Consider the following 20,737-nt stretch of genomic DNA (forward strand, 5'->3'; position numbering starts at 1 on the left):
GTTCCTTATATTTTGTTCGTACATTACTCTTAAAAATGTCGTAAAAAACATGAGCGCGGGGAGTGGGATTCGAATCCATTAGGTTATCTTGGGGGTTGTAATATTTATGCTATATATTTTTCTCGAAGAAGCCGAACTCAGGTAATACTATAGGGATAAAAAAAATATTAACCGGTAGTCACGAGTTGGATTCTAACTCGGTTTCTTGCACTCACGGCCTTATACTTTCCTTTATAAAGCAGACTACTGCTTCAATTTCCAATGCCGGTGCAGGTCTTAATCCCATATTAAAAACTGGAAATCAATTTCTTATTCTTTGAAAAATAAATTTGTCAGAATTCCGAAAGTATCCACAACTTTAGGATCTTTTCTAGGAATTTACAATAACAGTCATAGAAGTATGACAAATATTATCAATGTTAGTATAAATGTCACTGTTGCCAGCAATACCAATTTTTCTCTATTAGTTTGATATTTTTGCAATTTATTCGCATCTTAATAGGATTGTCACGGTGGCGCCGATTATACCTAAAGCACTTAACAACCTAACAATTGTAACAATTTTTCATTGAATTTATTGTGGCCCGAAAATGAATATAAAGCACTTAAATCAGACTGATTTAAATGATTAAACTTGATTATTCTTCAAAGAATCGCGGTTATCATATTAATAGTGCGTATCTAAAAAATAGTAAGATGTTTTTTGAATGTATGATGGTTCAGATCATTCCACCCAAGAACGGACGGATAGTTTTTGAATGTGAAAATTACTATTTTTATCATGATGACTTCGTTAAAATTTATGATGCTAATGGCATAGAATACTTTCCAATGGAAGTTTCCGATGAATTTTCAATAACCGAACTGATTGTCAAGCGGATAGGAGGATTAATGGCTTCTCGAACAGTCGACTCTGATACCACTAACAGGAGCATTGCTGCTAAGAAATGGGGAATTGATATAGGTGTTTCTGGAAATCGAAAAAAAGAATCAACAAGAGAATTGCCGCGAGATGTAGAATCGATAATAGAGGAGTCTCTAGCAAATAAAGAACGACTAGCAATTTTATTTAACAATATTGATAAATATGATGTAAATTACTTAAATGACTTATCAAAAAAACTATTGATAATCTCAAGGAAACCTGAATGGAAAATAATTATATTATTGGCATTTGGGGAAGACGCTTTTCAAAAAAATTTTGACAAAATAGGAAATCTCGGTGATAGTGTGTATAATCCAAAAACCGAAACTGTTAAGTTAATTCCTCAACTCTATGCGGGCCTAAACAATGAAGAGAGAGATCTCTTTGCTACTTATGAGAGTTTTGAATTATTTATTGCTCTGTCCAGGGGGAGTGAAAATGATTTACGCTATTTGTATTCACAGGTAATTAATTTAAGACTTATTAAAATTGATGTAGCCGAAATCAATATTTTATCAACACTTATTCAAAATAGGTGAAACACAAACATGTTTTGCCTATTCTATTCTTGGTCAGGATTCAAAATACTTATAAGTAAATGACTTAGTGAGAATATTTATTAATTAATTGCCGAATTTTGGATCTGGTAAAAGTTTAGTAACATTGACGAATAAAATTACTTCGATTCTGAGTGATTATGAATTAACTTTAAAAGATGATTCTTTTGGCAATTCCGATCGGAAAATCTTGGATGAAATCAAATTTGTATATAATATAGACGGAACAGATACGTTGCAGTCCATTAAACGAATTTTTGAATTATTGTCATTGGATAATGCGGTTCAATTGATTGAACTCATTTATTATTCAAAGAACGGCGTCAGTGTGTCAAATTATAATTATTTAGGAAAAGAAGTTAATTTCGAATCCCTTGTAAAAGAATTAGAGAAAGAAAATATTATAAAAATAGAAAATAAGTTTTTGGTAGGAGGCAATTTCATAGAAGAAGTTATGGTTTGTATAAATATGTTAAAAAAATTCCTCCCACTGTGGGAAAGTCAAAAAAATCTCGCTTCCGAGATGGATTTAGAAGTGATAAGATTAGGAAACAAACCGATCTTTAAGGATGAAATATATCAAATTAGGCCATACATGCAGGAAGTTAATATTAATCATTTTATCCAATCAATGGTAGACTTTCGCTCTAGGTTTGACGTGCTCAATGTGGCTATTAAGAATATTACTATTAATTATAATGACAAGAGCATTGAACTAGACTTTTCAATACATGTGAGTGAGTCCTTGAAAAAAACCCGGAATTCTGTTGAAATTGCTCTTCCTGAAAACTTTATTGTTACAAAATTGAGAGATCAGGAATTTAAACTAATCCCTGGCATTATGTTACTAGATAATAGTAAATATAGTATAAATCTGAATAAATTGAATAGTAATGAAAATTATATCATAAGTGTTAAAGGTAATATTAGTTCTAAGTTAATAACTGATCTGGTAAAGATCAAACTTTATGGGGCGAATGATAATTCTGAAAAATATAATACTTATTGGTTGAATGCTATAATTCAGAATATAGATTTATTGGAGAAGTATTGTAAAGTTCTTCAAATTGAAGACATTAACATCGGCGTAGATATTTCGATAGTAAAGTTGATTTCTAGCGAATTGCCGCCAGAACTAACTGATATTAGTAAAAAAACAATCGAATTTCTAAACGCCGGTTATACAACTGATCGAGATAAATTATTTCATGCTTGGAGAGATTTACATAAAGCCCATAGGAATTTCAGAATGGATTATGCAAACATCTTAAAAGTCATTAATAGCATATCGGATGCGAGCGAGTTTGCAAGATACTTATCTATTAAACCTCCATTTCACGTTGCAGGTGTAAGACGTGTAGATAAATATGCTGGATATATTCCTCAAAAAATTGAAGTTGATATCCTTACCGATCTTAGTCTGACTCAACCTGTTGCAAATGGCGAGTTAATTTTCAAAAAAGAAGACTATATTAATCATATTAAAAAACAACTCACTCTATTGAAATGAAATATCTAAAATTTGATCGAGAAATGCTAATAAAATTACTACATAAGAGTTAAAAAAATGGCATAAGAACCACCAGACTTACTATTAAAAAAGGGAGTAACTTATTTTATTTACCCGAATGAGCCTTATACAATATACGAGTGGATAAAAATCGGATTATGAAGGCTAAGAGAATTCATAACCTAACAAAGGTGTGAATACTGCGACGATTTTCTTCAGAAGGAACGACTATATCAGAATCATTGCCTAGACCTTTTTGTCACTAATTGGTGTTAACGAATTTTATTCTTTCTATCTCAAATAATATGATTTGTTATCGAGTGCTATTACATGTATCTCAAAGGTTTGTTGTCTAGAGTTTTGTTCAATAGATTATTTATGGATATATCAAGGGATGAATTTTATTTCTTTAGTTTTTTCAATCCCAATTCGTTTTCAACGTATTTGCTATAATCCGCCTTCTTGAATAATAATACTCCGTCTGCTTTTGGCTCTGTCAGACTTAACCTTGTAATCACTTCTACAGACATTTTTTGAGGAATATATCCAGCATATTGATCAATCCTTCTTATCGGTCCTAAGTAAAAAGGAGGCTTAGTAGACAAATATCGATCAAAATCACGTGCGTCAGAAATCTTGTTGAGCACTCGAATAATATGAGAATAATCAATTTTAGAATTCTTACTAACTTTGTATAGGTCTCTCCAGGCTGCGTATAACCTATTACGATCATTTCCCTGTCCTGCTTTTACAAATTCAACAGTTTTCATACTTACATCTGACAACTCAGATGGCAATGAGGTTGCAATGGCTTTCATTATAGATATGTCTACCCCTATGTTAACATCTTCAATTTCTAGGCTGCTCCAAAGTGACTGAAAGGAATGGACGTTTTTTATAACGGCCCTAAGCCAATATTTGTCATATTTTTCAGAAGAATCACGATTGGCAGATCTTTGGATCCATACTAAATCATCCAAAAATGATGGATCTATTTTCCCTTCCAAAGTGATATAGTATTTTTCATCGCCCGGTAAATTTTTTGTATTTAATTTCCATCTGTCTTTATCTAGATACCATGCTCCAGTGATAATAGAAAAACTCTGACTATGCATTCTCTTAATTACAAAGTCTTTGTTGTATGGAATTACCACTGAGTGAAATTGGTTTTTTATTGATGACGGGACGTGCACAAGAAATTGCATCTCTGCTGTTCCTTTTTCGTAGTTGATGGAAAAATTTTTGTATTCTCCCTTGTAGGGTTTGAAATATTCAAACCCTTTCTTTATCCAGTCAGCAACCCTGGCGACGTCGATACTAATTACCATTCTCTATTTTACCGGTTGCTCCAAGGTCAAATCTTCTACATCTAAAAGTGAGTAGTCCTCTATGTTATTGAAGGCTAAATCGGTGATAAACTCTAGATTTTTAGTTCTTCTCTTATCCGTTACTCTTATTTCTCTTTTCAATGGACCATATTCATTTCCTATGCTATCAACGTAAGATAATTTCAAATGCAATTTTTCGGATTCAGATATCATCTTTCCACGAAACCTAACAGGCATACTTAAGCGAATGTTTTCGCTCGGATTGACAATTTTCATTTCCGCAATTATAAAGGCGCCGATGGTGTTGGAGGAATTTTTCAAGAGCATGAAATATTTATTAATTTTCTTTTGATCCTTAAAGAATTCCTTTATCTCGTTGATATGCTCCTCTGAAAAATCGGCATATCCAATATATTCTTCGAAGGAAGTAGAATTTTCTAATTTATTGAGAAGTAACTCAATTTCTATCTTGTCCAGTTCTTGTTCTTGATCCTCCTCATTAGGATTTTCTGATAATGTATCCAACAATAATTTACGTATCACTTCACGGACAGTAGAATGGTTCTCTGAAATTGATTTGTCGCCTAATGTGGCTTCTATTTTTAATGTAATTTCTCCCAAACCGAACAATTTTAGGCATAACGATAACGGTTTCATGGGATCCTGGATCTCGATTTCGTCTGGACATTGATCTATTTCAAGGAGTGGTCTGAATGTTCTTGTTTCAACATCCTTCCTGTCAATCTCAATGCCGTTAAGATAAGCAACAATTGTCACATTGTTTAATTCATAAATGGAAAAAGGAATGCGTTTAGTTTTTAGTATCATACCAAAATATGTGTAATCAATGAATTCAGAGTCAAAAATTTCGGTAATTTCAGCAACATTCTTCGAGATGTAATTATACGAAGACACGTTCAAAAAGCCTTTAAATTCCAACCCTTCAGAAAGTGTAATTACTATTTTATCATATCTTCTTTTTTCAATTTCTACCGTGATCGGTATATCCTCCTTTGGAAGAGTCCAGCGAACGGTATCAGCCTTCACAATCACTATTAATTGAAAAAGTCATATAAACGTTGGAAATTTTATGGTTTTAGTGTAATTTTAAATTTTAATATGTATATTTTATAATCGTCATGAAAAAAACGAGAGTAATCGTTCAAATAATACACACGACTTTGACCTACGATAGACTCCAACAATTCTATTATGGTCATTAAATTGGTATAATTATTTAAACAAAATTAGGTTGATATAATCTCATAAGAGACAAATACAACACACGTTATAGTTAGCCAACTAGCATTTGAAAAATTTTAATGAAGACTTAATACGAAAACTCCAGATGGAAAACCCTACATTGATAAACTATTACAAAGGCGCGATACATGTTTTTAATGACAAGTCAAATCCGGATAGATTTTCTCAATCCGCCAATTCAATAAGGGAATTAATCGAAAAGTTGTTTAGGGATGGAAAATACGAAAAACAAACGAGCAACAGCGATAGGGAGAACAATGCATTTAAAATTAAAATTCAAAAATATGTTGATCCTTTAGGTAATATTCCAAAAAAATATGTATCTATATATTCATCATTTCATGATTCTACATATCAATATTTTCTTAAAGTAACACATCATGGTATAATTCCAGATGAAAAAGAATACTTAGAAAAATTAGAGATTTTTGAAGAACAACTAATGGATTTGCTGTTGGATTATTCTGAATGTATGGAATATACAGATAAAATGATTAGGAAAGACAACCCAGAACTAATTGACATCGAAGAACTAATTAGGAAATTAAAATTTGATACTTTGCGTAGGAATTTTTTCTACAGTATTTCGCCTAAGTGGATAAAACTTTTAAAAGAAAATGATTTTTTTAAGAATCCTCCGTCACAAACCGAAAGCCATACCTGTCCAATTTGGTATGAATCAAAGTTTTTGGTCAACAGTTCAAAATTTTCTAATATAGATTTCGAAATTCTCTATTTAATTATTCAACAGTGCACTATGAGCATAGATGTTAACAAGAGAAACCATAATGTGACACTTGATTTTTTGCAAGTTGCAGCAAATGCCCCTGTGTCATATACTAATAAGATTATAACTCTGTTATTAGAAAGGGGATGGCTCGATTTGCCTATTCACCAGTATTACTTCGACCTTAGAGTTTATACAGAAATTACTGAAAAACTACTAAAAAATTCGATATACAACGATAAGTGGAATAGGCATATCCTTGAAATCAAGGATTTAGATAATAAGAAAGAAATTGAACAACAAACAAATGACGGCAAGACAAATCCTGAACTCAAAAAAACTATTAATAATTTTATCAATTATCCACTGAGGAACATAAACTACAATGAATTTGTGAGATGGATTCAGTTAATTTATCGTGACCTTAATCAATTTTTGAAATCATTAGATTTCATTTATGCATTATTTGATACTTTTAAAAAATTGGTAAATACGTATGAAATAATTCTTAAATATCAAAGTAAAGGATCCGATTTCTTTATTGAATTAGATCCTATCAAACCTATCCCATTGTTCAACCTAAACCGAATCAGGGTGGATAACGAGTTGAAAGAAAATATTGAGGTAGACATTTTACTCTATGACTTGCTTAAGAGTTCAATTTTTGAATTACTTCAACGAGATAACCCAATTGAATTATTACAATTTATACGCAATAGAGTTTCAAATCCGAGACATTCGTCGATAATGTATAAAAGATTTTTGCTTTCGATTTACTCTTTCACTCCATCATATTTTCAGGATGAAATTAAGAACTGCATTATTGAATATCTGGGAAATGAAGACATTTATCATGAATATTCAATAATAGTTCGAAAAACTTTACCAACCTTTGACATTGAATATAGAACTAAATATATCGAACAGGTGTCAAATAAAGTCAAAACACTTGATCTAGATTTAGAGAATGATCTTTCAGATGTTCATACTTTTCTTAGGTTCTATGAACCTATAGAGAACTTTCTACCTACTGGAGTAAAAGCAACCTATGATAATTTAATCTCAAGATATTCTGCATACAGGCCTGAGGGATACATGGGAAAAGTGTCCATCTGGCATGATCAAACTATTATTGAGGATATTTCATATTCAGATCTTAAGCAGATTCTTAAACAAGAGAAATATGAAATAAATCAATATTATTTAATAGAGTATAATCTAGAAAAACATGCACTCGAATTTGTAAAGAATGTTAATGATATTGATACTATTAATGGGTTATTTTACTCTACTATACTTAAGTCTATTTTAGAAACTAACAATAATGGCAAGATCCCTACAGAAGAGATATTACCACTGGTAGATCACATAGTTACAATTGATAAGAATAGAAACAATGAATTGTTGCATCAAATTTTACATTTTGTCCATAAATATATGAACGATAACATCAGTTTTGAAATGAACAATTATGCAATTTACTCTATAATTAAATATCTATTGAAAATATCGTCTCATATAGAGATTGATATTAATCAGCCAATTGGCAAAAAGTTGTTTGAAAGTGTTTTGGATTCACATCAGTTTCATGCACAGGCGGCTCTAATTAAATATAACTTTTGGAGGAATAAAAATACAAGTGCTGTTGGAATTTTGGATGAGTTATCTGATCTACGAGAAATAAAACAGCATGGAATTAATTCGGTATTTATATTGGCTGCATACGCGGGTTATTTTACTACTATTAGTTCTCTTGATGAATCGTTCGTATCAAAAAACATGGATGTCATACTTCCTACTTTAGATCATGGTAGTAAACTTCTATTTTATGTAGCCTGGGTATTTTTCTTGAATGAAAATTCCGTTAAAATTATAATAGAAAATAACTTTCAAAAATTGCTATGCTTCTTTAAAAACCTAAAATGTTTAAGATCAGAAAAGTCAGACCCTATTAATTTATTGACGATTAATGCTATTCTATATCCATTTCTTAACGATAAAGACGAGAACGATTCTTTACTTGATGCTTTCATTGATTCTTCCAGCATTGAGACTCGAACTAATTTCTTGATTGAACTGGTAAAATTTGTGAAGAACAATAAACAAAAATCTCTTAGTGAATCATTCATTAACAGATTCAAAAAGGTTTTGTCCAAGAATAAATTTAAGACCAATCCCAAATTAATAGATGTATTTTTGAATAGTCCATTTGAAAAAAATTATTCTCTCGAACTGATATATCAATATTTAACCCGACCTGAATTCGATGTAAAATCCGATTATTTCAATCTTAGTAATGTAGTGTTAGAATTATCCAAATTCCCCGATGTTAACGAAGAAAAGGTTCTTTCTTTGATAAATTTAATCCTTAAAAAATCGACGGAGGTCGGATCCTATCTTAACTATGAAATGGTATATGAAAGTCTAAATAGAATTAAAGAAAGTATTGACAATAAAGAACAGTTTAATAAGATTATCGAATATATACTTAAAACGTCTTTTGAAACAAAATTTAACCAACTAAAAATAAATACAAAATTGATTAAATGAAAACACTTTATGACACGTGCACCTTAGGAAATCATGGACATATTTATTAAATCGTCCTGATTGACTTGAATTAAGAATGTCTGAGTCTTCTCCACTTTTTCTCATTACAATATAATCGACTTTCCGATTCTTGTTGCTCATATGGTAACTTAAAATTAGTTTCTAAAATTTTAAGTTATATTGGATTAATGTTTGTTTTGATTTAGCCATTTACTGCTTGGTTTGGTTGGTGTATCGCGGTCGAATTCTTTTAAGAATGAATAACGTAATTCCTTCCAATTACAAACGATGTTATTTCGTGCAGTCTCTTTAGCGTCTTCGGGAATATCATTGTATCCTAGTTTTTCAATTTCATTTAGTATTTCTTTGAATGGTTCGAATGGTTAAACTCCCTTCAGACAGTGGTTTCTCCAACATTCTCGAAGGATACACGAACTTCATCTATTACCATACGAAGGTCTACAGTAGTTTTGGCAAAAAATTCGGGAGTCGGGTTCGCTGTATGGGTATATTGGATTGAGTTTTGAACTGCCGCTATTATGCGATGTCAAAGATCTTTTAATGTCTTAATGTATTCCGTCCTTCTCGGAAATGAATTTACAAAATAGGCTGCCGGAATAGCCACAATTATAATTGAAAGATCTTTATAGGAAGTATATGCAATAGGAGAGTACACCGAGAGAACATAGCCAACTGCTATTGCAACTCCGTTAATAGACATTATTAATAATGTTATGATAAATTGTCGTCCGCGATTCACCTTTTATCATCCCCTTATTAGAAAAATGAATGTTACACTAATACAGTTGCAGAAATATTATAAATGATTTAGAACATTTGCTTTTTGCATTGGAGGTCGAATATCTAAATTTGCAAACAGAGGATCTTAGGCCATAATTCTTAATATTTTTTGGAACATAGTTTCGTATATACATATGAGATGGAACGATTTAAACAACAAATCCTATTCTAATTCTTGATACTTGTAGTAGGGCTCTACTTAATTAGATAATCATTAAGTTAATCAGTCGTCGCTTCTCAAAATGACTATATCGTCAAAAATTCTTTTGAACATAAGGATACATTCTCAAAAGGAATTCATTTTAAGGATAATAAAAAGTTGTGTATATTACGATGTTGGTGAAACGAGGTCTTTAGAAGTTATTGAGAGGCTGACAAAGAAGAGATTATCAGTAAAAACTTTCTACAACTACAAGAAAATATTGTATAAGAATTCTAAAATCTATGAAACGAAATTTAACCACGGAGAATGGGTTTACAGAGATCTACTTATCAAGTCACATTTGCTATTCTTATCAGAGGATGATATGGCAAAACAGTTCCAAGTTGATAAATTGATATGCAATGAATTTCCAGATATACCGAAAAATTATAGAGAAAGAATGAAAAACTTTGGTAAGAATGAAATCGATAATATTTTGAACAAATTTCATGAATTGAAAAATAAAATAAACAAGGAGAAAGAGAAGGAGTCGGAATTAAGATTAATTCCTATAAAAGCCACTATAAGAAAAGAAGAAATAAAATGCGGAAAGAAAGGATGTCATCAATGTCCTCATGGTCCTTACTACTACGCCTATTGGAAGGAAGAAGATGCTAAAACTTTGAAGAAAGTTTATCTTGGTTCTGAATTGCCAGAACAGTTTATTCATTCAATTTAGTAAACAGGTGATAGTTAAATTGATGGGTTACATAAGATTGCATAAGATGTAAATTTATGATGAAGAATCGAAGAAAAATAATATTTTTGAAAATACATAGAAATACTATGATTTGGAACATCATATCAAATGCTGAATTAACTAGGTTCAATCTAATTTATTAAAAATATTAATAGTTTGCTTGTGCTATTTACTATCATGGGTAAAGTCGATAGAATATCTAATATATCACTTGAGAGAACTTACGAAAATACAGATACCCATTCATTTATCTTACACATTCCTTCCGAATTTGTTAAGGAAATGGATATTATCAATTCAAGAGTGTTAGTTCACTTAGTGGATTTAAAGGAGGGTAGTTTTCTAATGATTTCAAAATATCATGAAGAAATAGTATTAAGTTAGTTTGTCAGTTTAAATTAGATTCTCGGCAATTCGAATTGCATCGCACTTTAACAATGGGATCATTTATCCTCTAATATTTTCTTCATTTCGTCATATTCTTCCCTGTTTATTTCACCTTTAGCAAATCTCATTTTAAGTATGGCAATAGGATCATTTGTCTGAACGCTCCGATGATTGTTAGGCGATTTGGTATCGCTGAAAGATTGCCTATTTTTTATTATTACTTGATATAATTGTGCAGCCCATTCTCTGATCGCTTTCCCGTTTAATGATGATACTCCAAATACAGGCCTATGAATTATTCCATTCTCGTCCTTATACGGAATTACCAGCCTATGAATCTTGCCGGTAGCACTTAGTAACCCTCCCACAAAAGTGAAATCTTCATTACCAACGCCTATGGCCGAAAAATTTGTATTTCGAGTTTCCTCATGAACATTCCACTGTTCTATAATTACAGAGCCCAAAGGAATGAATATTTCCCATAAATTCGAAGGATTTTTGTCACTCTTTAGAAATACCGCGTATCTGCTTGTAAGGTAAAATGCGCCTCTTTCATGATCACCTAGTTTTCCACCGGCTAAATGAAACTTGTGTCCTCCATAATATTCACCATCCTTTGCCTGTAAGACTATATCACCATAGATATGATTAAAGCAAGACATACACAAATGTTGACCCGAAAATTTGAACGTAGTTTCATTTCTATAACAATTGGTGCAAATTATCGTTCCCTTTAATAAGGCATTGAATTTTAGCCTGGAGTTAACATCACTATCAACTATTTTTAATATTCTTAAATGTTCTAATAAATAGAAAGGCGTTACGCCCCAAACTAAGATGTGCATTGATTGGGCTTCATCTATTAATCCCGTATCGTTATTTTTATGATGAAACTCTTGAGAAGTCATGTTGTTGATACTTTTGGCGAAGGAAATTGATAACGCTATAAACGTTGTAGTCGAAAGGAGGTGCTTTCTTGTAATTGGTATGGTCTTAATTTCATTGATATTTTTGAGAGGAATTCTGAACAAGGGCTCTGAATTCTTATCCTTCTTTAGATGAATTTCAATACTGTCGTCCTCTAATGATATAAATAATTTTCTGACTTTCTTAGTATCTTCGTTATCGATGCTATTTTATATTAATTTTATATCATAGTCTTTTTTCTTTAACAGTTCATCATTCAATTTAGACCATATGGTAAGTTCAGTTGGTCTTCTAACAATCCAGCCGTCAGCGGCTATTTCACTTTCTACTTTATCTATAATATACCCGGTAACGAACGGGATTCTTTCGCCAATCGCCAGGACAAGTGGTTCCAAAAATCTTTTATCTGGCCTAAAGGCAATTTGCAGTGTATCGTATATTTCGACAGTGGTAGTATTTACGTCACTCTTTGAAAAGAATATGTAATAGTTAATGCTAAATGCAGATCTGCTTAGCATCCGAGATTTTCCTAATATTCTATGCATTTGTTCGTCTGCTATCTTTACTGGCCCATTCAATTTATCACAAGTCTCCTTAATATGGCTGAAAGCAGATTCTATCGGTTCAGAAGTTTGAAATACAGCCCGGCTATAAAGCACAAGTTACAAAACAACTCAGGTAATTATATAAAACCTTCTACTCTATACCTTATCGTCATTATTCTAATTTTGTAATTATTCTATTTTTGTAAATTTCTTTTGTTCCAATGATACTAAATAAGGTTATGGTCTATCCGCTTATGCTATTTGTTTGATTTGTAGCATTTTGTATAAATCAGGTAATTCTTCCCTAACTTTGCGGATAGATAAAGGATAGAAAGAACTCACTTTTCTTAAAACATTTCTCAGATATGCATGATAGTTAAAATGTATTTGTAATTGTTTTTTACGATCACAAATCTTTAACCAATTTTCAGCAATCTGAAAAGCGTCGTCTTCTGCATATTGTTTAACATTCACCAAATAGGGACATATTATTTTCCATAAACAAATTTTTCTATTATCTTCTATTGGGACCTGAAGAAGATTCTCTATCCAGTCAATACTTTTATTGGACGAATGACTTAAACTATCATATGTTATAGACTTTTTTTGAGCGTTTCTTCGTTTCTTTTCTTTTATAATCAAACTTCTCTTGTCTACCAGGTAATCAAAAAAATCTTCTGCTACCCACTTGACATTTGGTAATTTTCCATCCCATTTTTGGATGATTTCAACCGCCTTACCATTTTTAGAATTTATAGTTCCTGGAACTCTTAACAAGCAATTATTAATTGAGGGATGATGTTGCGGATCGGCCTTTTCATCCGAAAAGAATTTTTCAGCAAACCTCATAAACTCAGTGGTTAGATCTTTTTGGTTTAAGTATGGGAGAAAATTGTGAAATATTTGCTCTTCCTCAAAGACTATTCCATTCAATGGTTGGTATATATGATATCCATTGCCAGTCCACAAGACTGTGGGATTGGCCATTCCTTTAAATTTCTGAGATAATTTGTTTAATATTTTAGTTAATCTTTTATCTAAATACTCACGACTATCAAAATATTCCATATCGAGATCAATCATAATTAACGATGTAGAAGTCATATTTTTTACATCAAAATCAATTGAATGTTTTACCCTATAAGGAAACGCATTTATTCTGCAATCGACGAATTTATAAATTCGGAAGTATGCAAAGATCCGATCACTACAATTTCTTTCATTTACATCGAAATCCATCACTTTCCATCTTTTCTTATCGCCAAGAAGGATGGTTCTAGGAAATAACTCATGTTGGCTTTTGAAATGTGATAGCATAAAGTCAATGTTATCCTTCATTTTTTGAAGATAAAAATAATGTTCCTTAGTATGCTCTGCATCATCCCCCATGTGCTTATTTGGAGGCTCATCAATGGGTGTTAAGAAAAATCACCCCCACGTGTACAGTTATTTTTGTTAATAATGTTAACCAAGGATATATTGACATATGATTCCTCTTCATTTGTGATCAAAAGATCAATGTTTCTACTTTGGTAACTTCCTTCTAATTCATTTAAATGGTTTGCATGAGTGTGATAATAGTGATCCTCTATTTCTTCTCTTATATCATTACTGGATTCACAGAATTTACAATGATACACTTCAATTACGGAGGAAAAAGGTTTTGCCTCTGGTTCATCGTTTAGATCACATTCAAATGCATTAATTACCTTATTTGGGGAATCTATATTAGGATAAACATTAAATGTTCTTTTTGTAGTTTGATTTGTGCTTAGATCATGACCTACATGATGATATGCTAATTCAAAAAAACGTCTATTAAGTTTGTATGATCCTTTTGAATTCTTTGCGTTCTTGTCAAAGTAATGTGCTAATTCAATTTGATCAGATGTATAATAGTCAATCAAATGCCGAATCAATCCCTTTCGTCCTTCGATAATGGTCTTGTCGTTCGTCCTCCTTGTTGCTTGTCCGATTCAGATTCGGATGATTGAATCTGATAAGTAGTCGTGTGTGGGTGATCTATTCTTTCTGAAAAATTATTCTCCTCGTGGGGGTGATTTTTCTTAACGCTCTCGTTTTCTTCCGTATTGTTTGTTTGATCTTTATTTATTGTGTCTGATGTGATTCCCTCAAAGAGATTTTCCCTAATTGCATGGTCTTTTGTATCATGGAGCACAAAGCCTTGTCTTAAGGCCTTGAATTCAGATAACAAAAACCATTCAAACTCTTTTTTTAATATGCATTTTTGAACTGCATTAACGGATTCAGAATCCCGTTCAATATTTGCGATACCTAATATTTCAAGTTCTTTCATCGTCTTTAATGCCGTTGTTTTTGAAATCTTTAGAATTCTTTCTATATTAGATGCTGAGAGAGTTCCATGCATTTCTAATAGTAAATCAAAAATTTTAACTCTTTCAATTGGCGCTGTAGATAGTGCTATAGTTGTAGTGATTGATATATCTTCAGTTGTTAGAAAGTTCCTCCCTTTCATCAGCGCATGTCCTTTTGCGATATTTGATAAAGAGGTTATGGCCCTGCTCGGATATTCTATGCTAGGCATCGTATATGCGTAGCCGGCTCCTTGTGATTCTTTAGTTTCCCACGTAGTGGTTACTCCTCTTAACACGGACAATAACCTACCTAACTTAACTAAATATTCAAACACCTTTTTTTGATCTTTTGAATCATCCCAAGGAACCTTTAACAAATCTTTAGGTTTGCGTGGCTCAGCAAATGGACATTTTTCAAACCAAAATAAATAATCTATTAATGCTTTCTTTATCCGTTCTCTTCTTTCTTTAAAATCGCTTTTTTCAATCTCCTCTAATAACTCTTTATCGCTTCTTTTAGATAATTCCATTCTATAGAAATATAGTTTGGGTCCTAATGTCCCCAAAAGTTTATACACCTTTCTTGGAATTTCAACTGCTGCCCCAATCCAAACGAACATTGTTTCTTCGCTATATCCACGATGACCTAAAGCACCCGTATCACTCTCGTAGCCATGACCGTCTGCTAACCTGGTAATTATTCCTAAGGTTTGAACTAGTTCCTCATCTTTATTCGAAAATGTTGGACCTAACTCGGGTGTCATAAACAGATTGTTCTTTATCTTTGGAATAAGATCTATATGTTTTAGTTCTGATTTCTGAACTGCACTATTGTGTGAAACAAACGCTCTTGCTGTGAAACTATCGGTATAATAGGTATGACTTTTCCCTCTTAACAATTCTAATACTAATGTCTTGGCAGAACTTGGTGGACCTAATATTATGCCTATAAACGGTAAGGTAATTTTCTTTATGTGAAGAATCATCATCGAAGAAAGTGTAAACTCGATAGTTGGCCAAATATCTGGAAAGGTTTCGTTAACTGTGGTTTGCAGTAGATCATATTTTTCATTTAGTGTGATTTTCCACTCCTCATCTGAGACCTTGGCCGATGAGACTAAGGTTGTTTCTGCTAATGATTCCCCATCACCTTCATCCGCTACTTCATCGCTAAATTCAGGATAAAATTTGCTATAATTTAGACTTACATGGTTAACGATTTTTATAATATCGTTCTCCTCCACATTTAACTGCTCAAATGATTTTCTTAGGCGTGTCTTAAATTTAGTAAATTTTGGTTCAATAGATTCTATGACTATCTTATAATCATATTTCTCACTTAACCTAAACCGCGCGTTTTCATTTGAGATAATTATATTGTCAAGAATGTCATCCATACCTTCAATTTTCCATGTCATTTTATATTCCTCCAAATTTTGAAGAACAGGATTTACAAACAAAGATGGTTAAGGTTCCATGTTCTTTGCAATCTAGATTAATTTTTACGGAAGGTATAAAATTACATCTTAATGCATCGCAGACTTTATTATCGACCTTTACCTTTTTAGTTTTGGTTGTAATTTTGAGACTCATCATTTTACAACTCCTACGATTCGGCTAATTTACCAGGATTAGCCGAATAGTTTTTTACTTTCTCAAGTAATTGCTTTATTATTTCATCGTATGTTTGATCTTTACGGCCTCTTTCCTTTAATGCTTCTCTGATTTGTTCAGAAACTTGTATGGTTGTAACCATATACTTATACTATAGTTACAAATAATTATAGACTAACCCTATACTAACTATAACGACTGTAATGTGGAGAACGATCAAGAAATGGTTAGAAGTCTGAGAAAGGAGAACCGTGAGTTGAGAAAGAAGTTATCAAATAGAGAATCTATATTTCATCCGAATTACTTCAAATATGATGAACTGACTAAGAGGGAACAATCAATATTTGATTTCATAGAAGCAAACACAGGCTGTTCAAAGGAAGATGTTGTGAAATTTCTCAAAGGTAAATTTTCACGTGTGGCTATATTAAACTCCATAAAAGCGATGGAGAATGAGAATATAATCATATCAAAAGAAAATGTAGAAAACAAACATACTCGTTCCTTAGTTATCAATAACGCCAATATTGCTTTAAAGGTAAAACTAGAAATTGAAGATTTTAGATTAAAACTATTTAAAATATTAGATGCACTTGAGGGCTCGATCGGAAAAAGAATCTCAGAAAATAGCAAAGATCTAGATACTTATTTCACCCACCTAAGAGAAATATATGATAAATTTATTTTTATAATATTCTCCCGGGCGATGCTTCAATGGCAAACTAGTATTCCGGATGAAAAAACTCTATTCCAATTGAATGTCACAACAGCAAGAAACACGATTGAAATACAGCAACGTATTTCAAAGTTAATCCCAACAGGTCATTTCAAAGAAGAAATATGCTTAGATGATGACTCTGAACCCTACTTGATAAGTTCATTCTCAGAAGTGGGGCTTAAAGATGAGATAGAAAACCTGATTCATTCAATACGTAGTCTAAACTACCTATATAGGAAGAATCGGATTGACTACTTTACTTAATTTGACTCGAAACTATTTCTGGTTTGACATAAGCAATAACTGGGTTCTTCTGAATCAGAATCATTATCTTCTCTATTCCCTCTTTTAATGAATTTATATCACTTTCTAGTTTGTCAATTTTCTGCTTATCTTCATTTCTTACCTCTGAATATAAATCATAAGATAGAACCATTCTACATCTTACACAAAACTTGTTTTCTTGTTTGTTAGGCTCGAGGCAATTAGGGCATTCTCTGTATTTTATAAGGGCCAGATCGTTTTCTTTATCTTCAGGTCTAACTATTCCTCTGGCTTGAAGAAGGGATTTTGAAGATTCATTTCCGAAATAGTGTATGTAGACTTGAGGCATTTTACTAGAAAGGGTCCAACCTGCGTGATTACGCAACACATGCTCTTTTAATATCTGACTTTTTTCAGTTAATGCTGAATGTCTAAATATATATAGATTCCAAGGCTTGGTTAACATATTTCTTATCAAAGATTTTTCTCCCTCTGGGACAGTCGGATCTCTCAATAAACCAGGAAAAAATTTAGTCTTGTAAAAATATTTGTATTGATAGGACAATCCGTCATAAGTTAATTTGGAACCAAAGGCAGTATTTGAATTTGAAATGAAAAGCCAAGAATCTGAGTTCGAACCAATAGGATGGCCATTCATCAACTCCTTTACATGTGGAATTGAGTCAATCAAAGGCACCACTCTTGGTTTAGTTTTCCCACCTTTAATTAAGACTTCTGCATATTGTTTCTCATCATCAGTCTTTTTGAAAATGATATCCTTTATTTTCAAATTTAAGATTTCATGAGGTCTTGCTGACATATCATTCGCAAGTGAATGGTAGCATCGGTCCCTAACACTAGGGCAGTATTTTAAGAAAATAGCATGTTCTCTTGGTTCCCATAAATCCGATGGAGAGTAGGGACTTTTTTCTTTCCTCGGCAATTGTTTGATACCTTTCATGCAAGCGGGAGTAATTCTCCTACTATGGTCAGGTTCTGTAGGATTATATAACCATCTAAAAAATTTGTTTAAAATAATCTGTCTACCATTATAGGACCCTACCCAACGCTGAAGCGGATCCTCAGAGATTGGCTTTCTCAAATTGTTTAAGAAACTTAGAATATCTTCTTTAGTTAATTCTTTAAATGGTTTCTTATTACCATGATAGTTACAAAGCCACACTAGAATCTTTATCCTTCCTTCCTTCGTAGAGTTTTTTATGTTAATTTCAGTTTCCTCGGCTAGTATATAATCGCATATTGTATTCGCATTCTCTATACTTTCATTAGCAAGTTTTCTCAATATACTGTTGAAGTATTGCTTGGAGCATGACTTAGTAAGCGAGTTTATTCTCTGGAGAACTTGAACTTCTTTTTCCTGTTGGTCCTCATAAGCAAGAGAATTGTCCTTTACCAAATTGGTCGTTCTAGAATCAATTGATTTTCTATGGCTTTTAAGAATATCGTATAAATCCCCAAGATAAGCGCGGGGAGTGGGATTCGAACCCACGAGTTCTTACGAACATGGGATTAGCAATCCCACGCCCTACCAGGCTAGGCGACCCCCGCCTATTAACTAAGTTTTCAGTGTGGATATATTAATTATTTGCATACAAGTACGATTCTATTGAAATTCGAGTTTAAACATATGTGTATCAATGTTTTAGAATTACCAAATGTTTAATTATTTTAGTCTCATCAATATTTCATGCCAACCGCTTATGTGTTAATAAATTGCGATTTAGGTTCGGAGAGCGAAATTATAAAAAAAATAAAAGAGGTGCCTGAAGTTGTAGAGGTTAATGGTGTCTTTGGTGTGTATGACATAATTGTAAGAGTATCTTCTGATAACATGGATAAACTCCGAGAAATCATTACTTGGAAGATAAGGAAAATTGACAAGGTGAGATCAACCTTAACTATGATAGTGATTGAAGGACAGAATCGTGACCTTTGATTATTAATGTCTATCTATTTTCGTTAAGCATGATCTGCATATCCAAATTAATAATCAACTCAAAAATTAGACACAATTTACAAAGGTCATTTGGATGATCCAATTTATCTTAATTTTATTAATAGCTTGATTGCCAATAACAAAAAAAGATACTATTTTATCCATTCTTTTGAAAATTCCTTCTTCTGATATCAATACTAGCAGTGAGAGAAAGTAATAAAGTATTGTAATTTTTAAATATTGTTATAATACTTTACCTTTAATTCAATTGCCTTTTTTGTATTTGATGTTTAAAAATTATGATCTCCAAACTAGGTTCGAGTCACTTGGAAGGCATAATTGGTCCTGCTATTTCTCCATCTTCGTGAGAAACAGTGCGTATTTCTACCTGCATTTGGCCTGATTTCATCATAGTTACTAAATCAGATATACTTTTTCCTGCCAAAGAGCCGTAAAATTTATCGGCAGTTATGACTCCACTAGTTAGCTCCCCATCGATTGGGCCAGTAGGATAGGCGGATTGAAATTGATTTGTAACCCGGGGTCCACTTAGAACTGTAGCGTATGGGTTAATTAGCTCTAAAAGATTTGTATTATTCTGTGTTCCCATGTAGACATCAAATACTTTGTCTATATTGTAAGCGCTAATGTCATATGATATAGTTTCATTTGGATTGACGTGGAATTTGACTACTGCAGTTGCAGCAGTATCGACTGGTGGGACAATACCTTCACCAGTAAGATTTGCAACAAAATCCGTATCTTGTTGAGCATATGCATATGTTGGAAAATAGGAAACCAGATAAATTGCTCCCAAGATAAGAACAATTGGTACGATTCTGGAAAGAATCATAATTTTCCTAAAAAAATTGATGATAAAAGCCTTTTGGTACAAGAATCTAATTGTATTCACAACTATTTTGTGGTTATAAATCTAGGAAATTCGGTTTAGCACAATAAAATTATATATTTTCAAAAAAAAGATCAGCCATGCCTTTATCTGCCTATACCTTCAGATGTTCATTCAATTTCTCCGACAACCATTGAGGATTTTATAAAGTCATTCACTTTACTGGTTGATAGTTCACTTCTTTACCCTTATCCGAATCTCTTAATCATTGATCATTCCTCCGCACAATGCTTGAGATTTATTATTATTCTGAGCTCTGAATAGACAATCAAGAAATGTTTTCACCTTCTATAAGATGATTTAGTCAATAGCCGAAATCCTTTAGCATAATGTATCTCGGAAATAGTTCTTCTCACATTTTTTCTCCTTCACATATGAACTGGTTCAACCTTCGTTCGTACCTATAGAAAAACTTTAATAGTTGACGGAGTAGCTTACCCTGCAACTTTTAAAAAGAGGGAAAAGTTGCAGAGTATCTGGAGTCTTCATGCAGTGCAGGATGATGGATGAAGGACC

At 32.3% G+C, this 20,737-nt stretch carries 19 protein-coding genes and 1 tRNA gene; 7 read left to right on the forward strand and 13 right to left on the reverse strand.

The features are described 5' to 3' along the window. Positions 1–711: 711 nt before the first annotated feature. On the forward strand, positions 712–1,464 hold the full coding sequence (locus F1Z66_RS11610) for a hypothetical protein (protein ID WP_149863790.1): 753 nt from the start codon (positions 712–714) through the stop codon (positions 1,462–1,464). A 124-nt stretch (positions 1,465–1,588) separates the two neighbouring features. Further along, positions 1,589–2,992: a hypothetical protein gene (locus F1Z66_RS11615; protein ID WP_149863791.1), complete on the forward strand. Its 1,404-nt coding sequence runs from the start codon at positions 1,589–1,591 to the stop codon at positions 2,990–2,992. 401 nt (positions 2,993–3,393) lie between these two features. On the opposite strand, the gene F1Z66_RS11620 is transcribed toward F1Z66_RS11615, so the two are convergent. Next, positions 3,394–4,320 (reverse strand): hypothetical protein, encoded by a 927-nt coding sequence (locus tag F1Z66_RS11620; protein ID WP_149863792.1) that lies wholly within the window; start codon positions 4,318–4,320, stop codon positions 3,394–3,396. A 3-nt stretch (positions 4,321–4,323) separates the two neighbouring features. Continuing rightward, entirely contained in the window at positions 4,324–5,367 is a 1,044-nt protein-coding gene (locus F1Z66_RS11625) for a hypothetical protein (RefSeq protein ID WP_149863793.1), read from the reverse strand. Between the two features lie 301 nt (positions 5,368–5,668). On the opposite strand from F1Z66_RS11625, the gene F1Z66_RS11630 reads away from it, so the two are divergent. Further along, positions 5,669–8,860, forward strand: coding sequence for a hypothetical protein (locus tag F1Z66_RS11630; protein WP_195907536.1), 3,192 nt, complete (start codon positions 5,669–5,671; stop codon positions 8,858–8,860). A 547-nt stretch (positions 8,861–9,407) separates the two neighbouring features. Here the strand turns inward: F1Z66_RS11630 and F1Z66_RS11635 are convergent. Beyond that, entirely contained in the window at positions 9,408–9,620 is a 213-nt protein-coding gene (locus F1Z66_RS11635) for a hypothetical protein (protein WP_149863795.1), read from the reverse strand. 283 nt (positions 9,621–9,903) lie between these two features. On the opposite strand from F1Z66_RS11635, the gene F1Z66_RS11640 reads away from it, so the two are divergent. Next, positions 9,904–10,542, forward strand: coding sequence for a hypothetical protein (locus F1Z66_RS11640; RefSeq protein ID WP_149863796.1), 639 nt, complete (start codon positions 9,904–9,906; stop codon positions 10,540–10,542). A gap of 198 nt (positions 10,543–10,740) precedes the next feature. Then, entirely contained in the window at positions 10,741–10,947 is a 207-nt protein-coding gene (locus F1Z66_RS11645; RefSeq protein ID WP_149863797.1) for a hypothetical protein, read from the forward strand. Positions 10,948–11,006: 59 nt separating this feature from the next. Here F1Z66_RS11645 and F1Z66_RS16100 read toward each other — a convergent pair whose 3' ends face one another. The 7 genes from F1Z66_RS16100 to F1Z66_RS15620 all read right to left on the reverse strand — a co-directional run bounded on the left by F1Z66_RS16100 (position 11,007) and on the right by F1Z66_RS15620 (position 16,514). Then, positions 11,007–11,981, reverse strand: a complete 975-nt coding sequence (locus F1Z66_RS16100; protein ID WP_201448550.1) for an SHOCT domain-containing protein — start codon at positions 11,979–11,981, stop codon at positions 11,007–11,009. 105 nt (positions 11,982–12,086) lie between these two features. Next, positions 12,087–12,536, reverse strand: a complete 450-nt coding sequence (locus F1Z66_RS11655; protein ID WP_149863798.1) for a hypothetical protein — start codon at positions 12,534–12,536, stop codon at positions 12,087–12,089. Between the two features lie 138 nt (positions 12,537–12,674). Beyond that, positions 12,675–13,811, reverse strand: coding sequence for a DNA primase noncatalytic subunit PriX (priX, locus tag F1Z66_RS11660; RefSeq protein ID WP_149863799.1), 1,137 nt, complete (start codon positions 13,809–13,811; stop codon positions 12,675–12,677). 29 nt (positions 13,812–13,840) lie between these two features. Beyond that, positions 13,841–14,329 (reverse strand): hypothetical protein, encoded by a 489-nt coding sequence (locus F1Z66_RS11665; protein WP_149863800.1) that lies wholly within the window; start codon positions 14,327–14,329, stop codon positions 13,841–13,843. An 8-nt stretch (positions 14,330–14,337) separates the two neighbouring features. Beyond that, a complete protein-coding gene (locus tag F1Z66_RS11670; protein WP_149863801.1) occupies positions 14,338–16,176 on the reverse strand; it encodes a hypothetical protein in 1,839 nt (612 codons plus the stop codon). 1 nt (position 16,177) lies between these two features. Then, positions 16,178–16,354 carry a hypothetical protein gene (locus tag F1Z66_RS15615; RefSeq protein ID WP_154670557.1) on the reverse strand — a complete coding sequence of 59 codons (177 nt, stop codon included), beginning with the start codon at positions 16,352–16,354 and terminating at the stop codon, positions 16,178–16,180. Between the two features lie 10 nt (positions 16,355–16,364). Further along, complete coding sequence (locus F1Z66_RS15620) at positions 16,365–16,514, reverse strand: hypothetical protein (RefSeq protein ID WP_154670558.1); 150 nt, start codon at positions 16,512–16,514, stop codon at positions 16,365–16,367. 81 nt (positions 16,515–16,595) lie between these two features. Here F1Z66_RS15620 and F1Z66_RS11675 point away from each other — a divergent pair, with 81 nt between their 5' ends. Next, positions 16,596–17,354, forward strand: coding sequence for a hypothetical protein (locus F1Z66_RS11675; protein ID WP_149863802.1), 759 nt, complete (start codon positions 16,596–16,598; stop codon positions 17,352–17,354). On the opposite strand, the gene F1Z66_RS11680 is transcribed toward F1Z66_RS11675, so the two are convergent. Both F1Z66_RS11680 and F1Z66_RS11685 read right to left on the reverse strand, forming a co-directional pair. Beyond that, a complete protein-coding gene (locus F1Z66_RS11680; RefSeq protein WP_149863803.1) occupies positions 17,347–18,864 on the reverse strand; it encodes a site-specific integrase in 1,518 nt (505 codons plus the stop codon). The genes F1Z66_RS11675 and F1Z66_RS11680 overlap by 8 nt on opposite strands. Then, a tRNA-Ser gene (locus F1Z66_RS11685) sits at positions 18,840–18,923 on the reverse strand. The genes F1Z66_RS11680 and F1Z66_RS11685 overlap by 25 nt, the downstream gene beginning before the upstream one ends. A gap of 139 nt (positions 18,924–19,062) precedes the next feature. On the opposite strand from F1Z66_RS11685, the gene F1Z66_RS11690 reads away from it, so the two are divergent. Continuing rightward, complete coding sequence (locus F1Z66_RS11690; protein ID WP_149863804.1) at positions 19,063–19,311, forward strand: Lrp/AsnC family transcriptional regulator; 249 nt, start codon at positions 19,063–19,065, stop codon at positions 19,309–19,311. Positions 19,312–19,633: 322 nt separating this feature from the next. Here the strand turns inward: F1Z66_RS11690 and F1Z66_RS11695 are convergent, their stop codons facing one another. After that, the gene (locus tag F1Z66_RS11695) at positions 19,634–20,164 is read right to left on the reverse strand and encodes a CHRD domain-containing protein (protein WP_149863805.1); all 531 of its coding nucleotides are present in this window, start codon (positions 20,162–20,164) and stop codon (positions 19,634–19,636) included. Between the last annotated feature and the right edge of the window lie 573 nt (positions 20,165–20,737).

It is taken from the genome of Candidatus Nitrosocosmicus agrestis (assembly GCF_008389435.1).
Classification (GTDB): Archaea; Thermoproteota; Nitrososphaeria; order Nitrososphaerales; family Nitrososphaeraceae; genus Nitrosocosmicus; species Nitrosocosmicus agrestis.

Excerpts from the sequence above, each read along its gene's own strand:
- F1Z66_RS15615 (WP_154670557.1), bottom strand. The coding sequence starts at position 16,354 with ATGATGAGTCTCAAAATTACAACCAAAACTAAAAAGGTAAAGGTCGAT.
- F1Z66_RS11620 (WP_149863792.1), bottom strand. The coding sequence starts at position 4,320 with ATGGTAATTAGTATCGACGTCGCCAGGGTTGCTGACTGGATAAAGAAA.
- F1Z66_RS11610 (WP_149863790.1), top strand. The coding sequence starts at position 712 with ATGATGGTTCAGATCATTCCACCCAAGAACGGACGGATAGTTTTTGAA.
- F1Z66_RS11640 (WP_149863796.1), top strand. The coding sequence starts at position 9,904 with ATGACTATATCGTCAAAAATTCTTTTGAACATAAGGATACATTCTCAA.
- priX (WP_149863799.1), bottom strand. The coding sequence starts at position 13,811 with ATGGGGGATGATGCAGAGCATACTAAGGAACATTATTTTTATCTTCAA.
- F1Z66_RS15620 (WP_154670558.1), bottom strand. The coding sequence starts at position 16,514 with ATGGTTACAACCATACAAGTTTCTGAACAAATCAGAGAAGCATTAAAG.
- F1Z66_RS11690 (WP_149863804.1), top strand. The coding sequence starts at position 19,063 with ATGCCAACCGCTTATGTGTTAATAAATTGCGATTTAGGTTCGGAGAGC.
- F1Z66_RS11670 (WP_149863801.1), bottom strand. The coding sequence starts at position 16,176 with ATGACATGGAAAATTGAAGGTATGGATGACATTCTTGACAATATAATT.
- F1Z66_RS11630 (WP_195907536.1), top strand. The coding sequence starts at position 5,669 with ATGGAAAACCCTACATTGATAAACTATTACAAAGGCGCGATACATGTT.
- F1Z66_RS11675 (WP_149863802.1), top strand. The coding sequence starts at position 16,596 with ATGGTTAGAAGTCTGAGAAAGGAGAACCGTGAGTTGAGAAAGAAGTTA.
- F1Z66_RS11695 (WP_149863805.1), bottom strand. The coding sequence starts at position 20,164 with ATGATTCTTTCCAGAATCGTACCAATTGTTCTTATCTTGGGAGCAATT.
- F1Z66_RS11645 (WP_149863797.1), top strand. The coding sequence starts at position 10,741 with ATGGGTAAAGTCGATAGAATATCTAATATATCACTTGAGAGAACTTAC.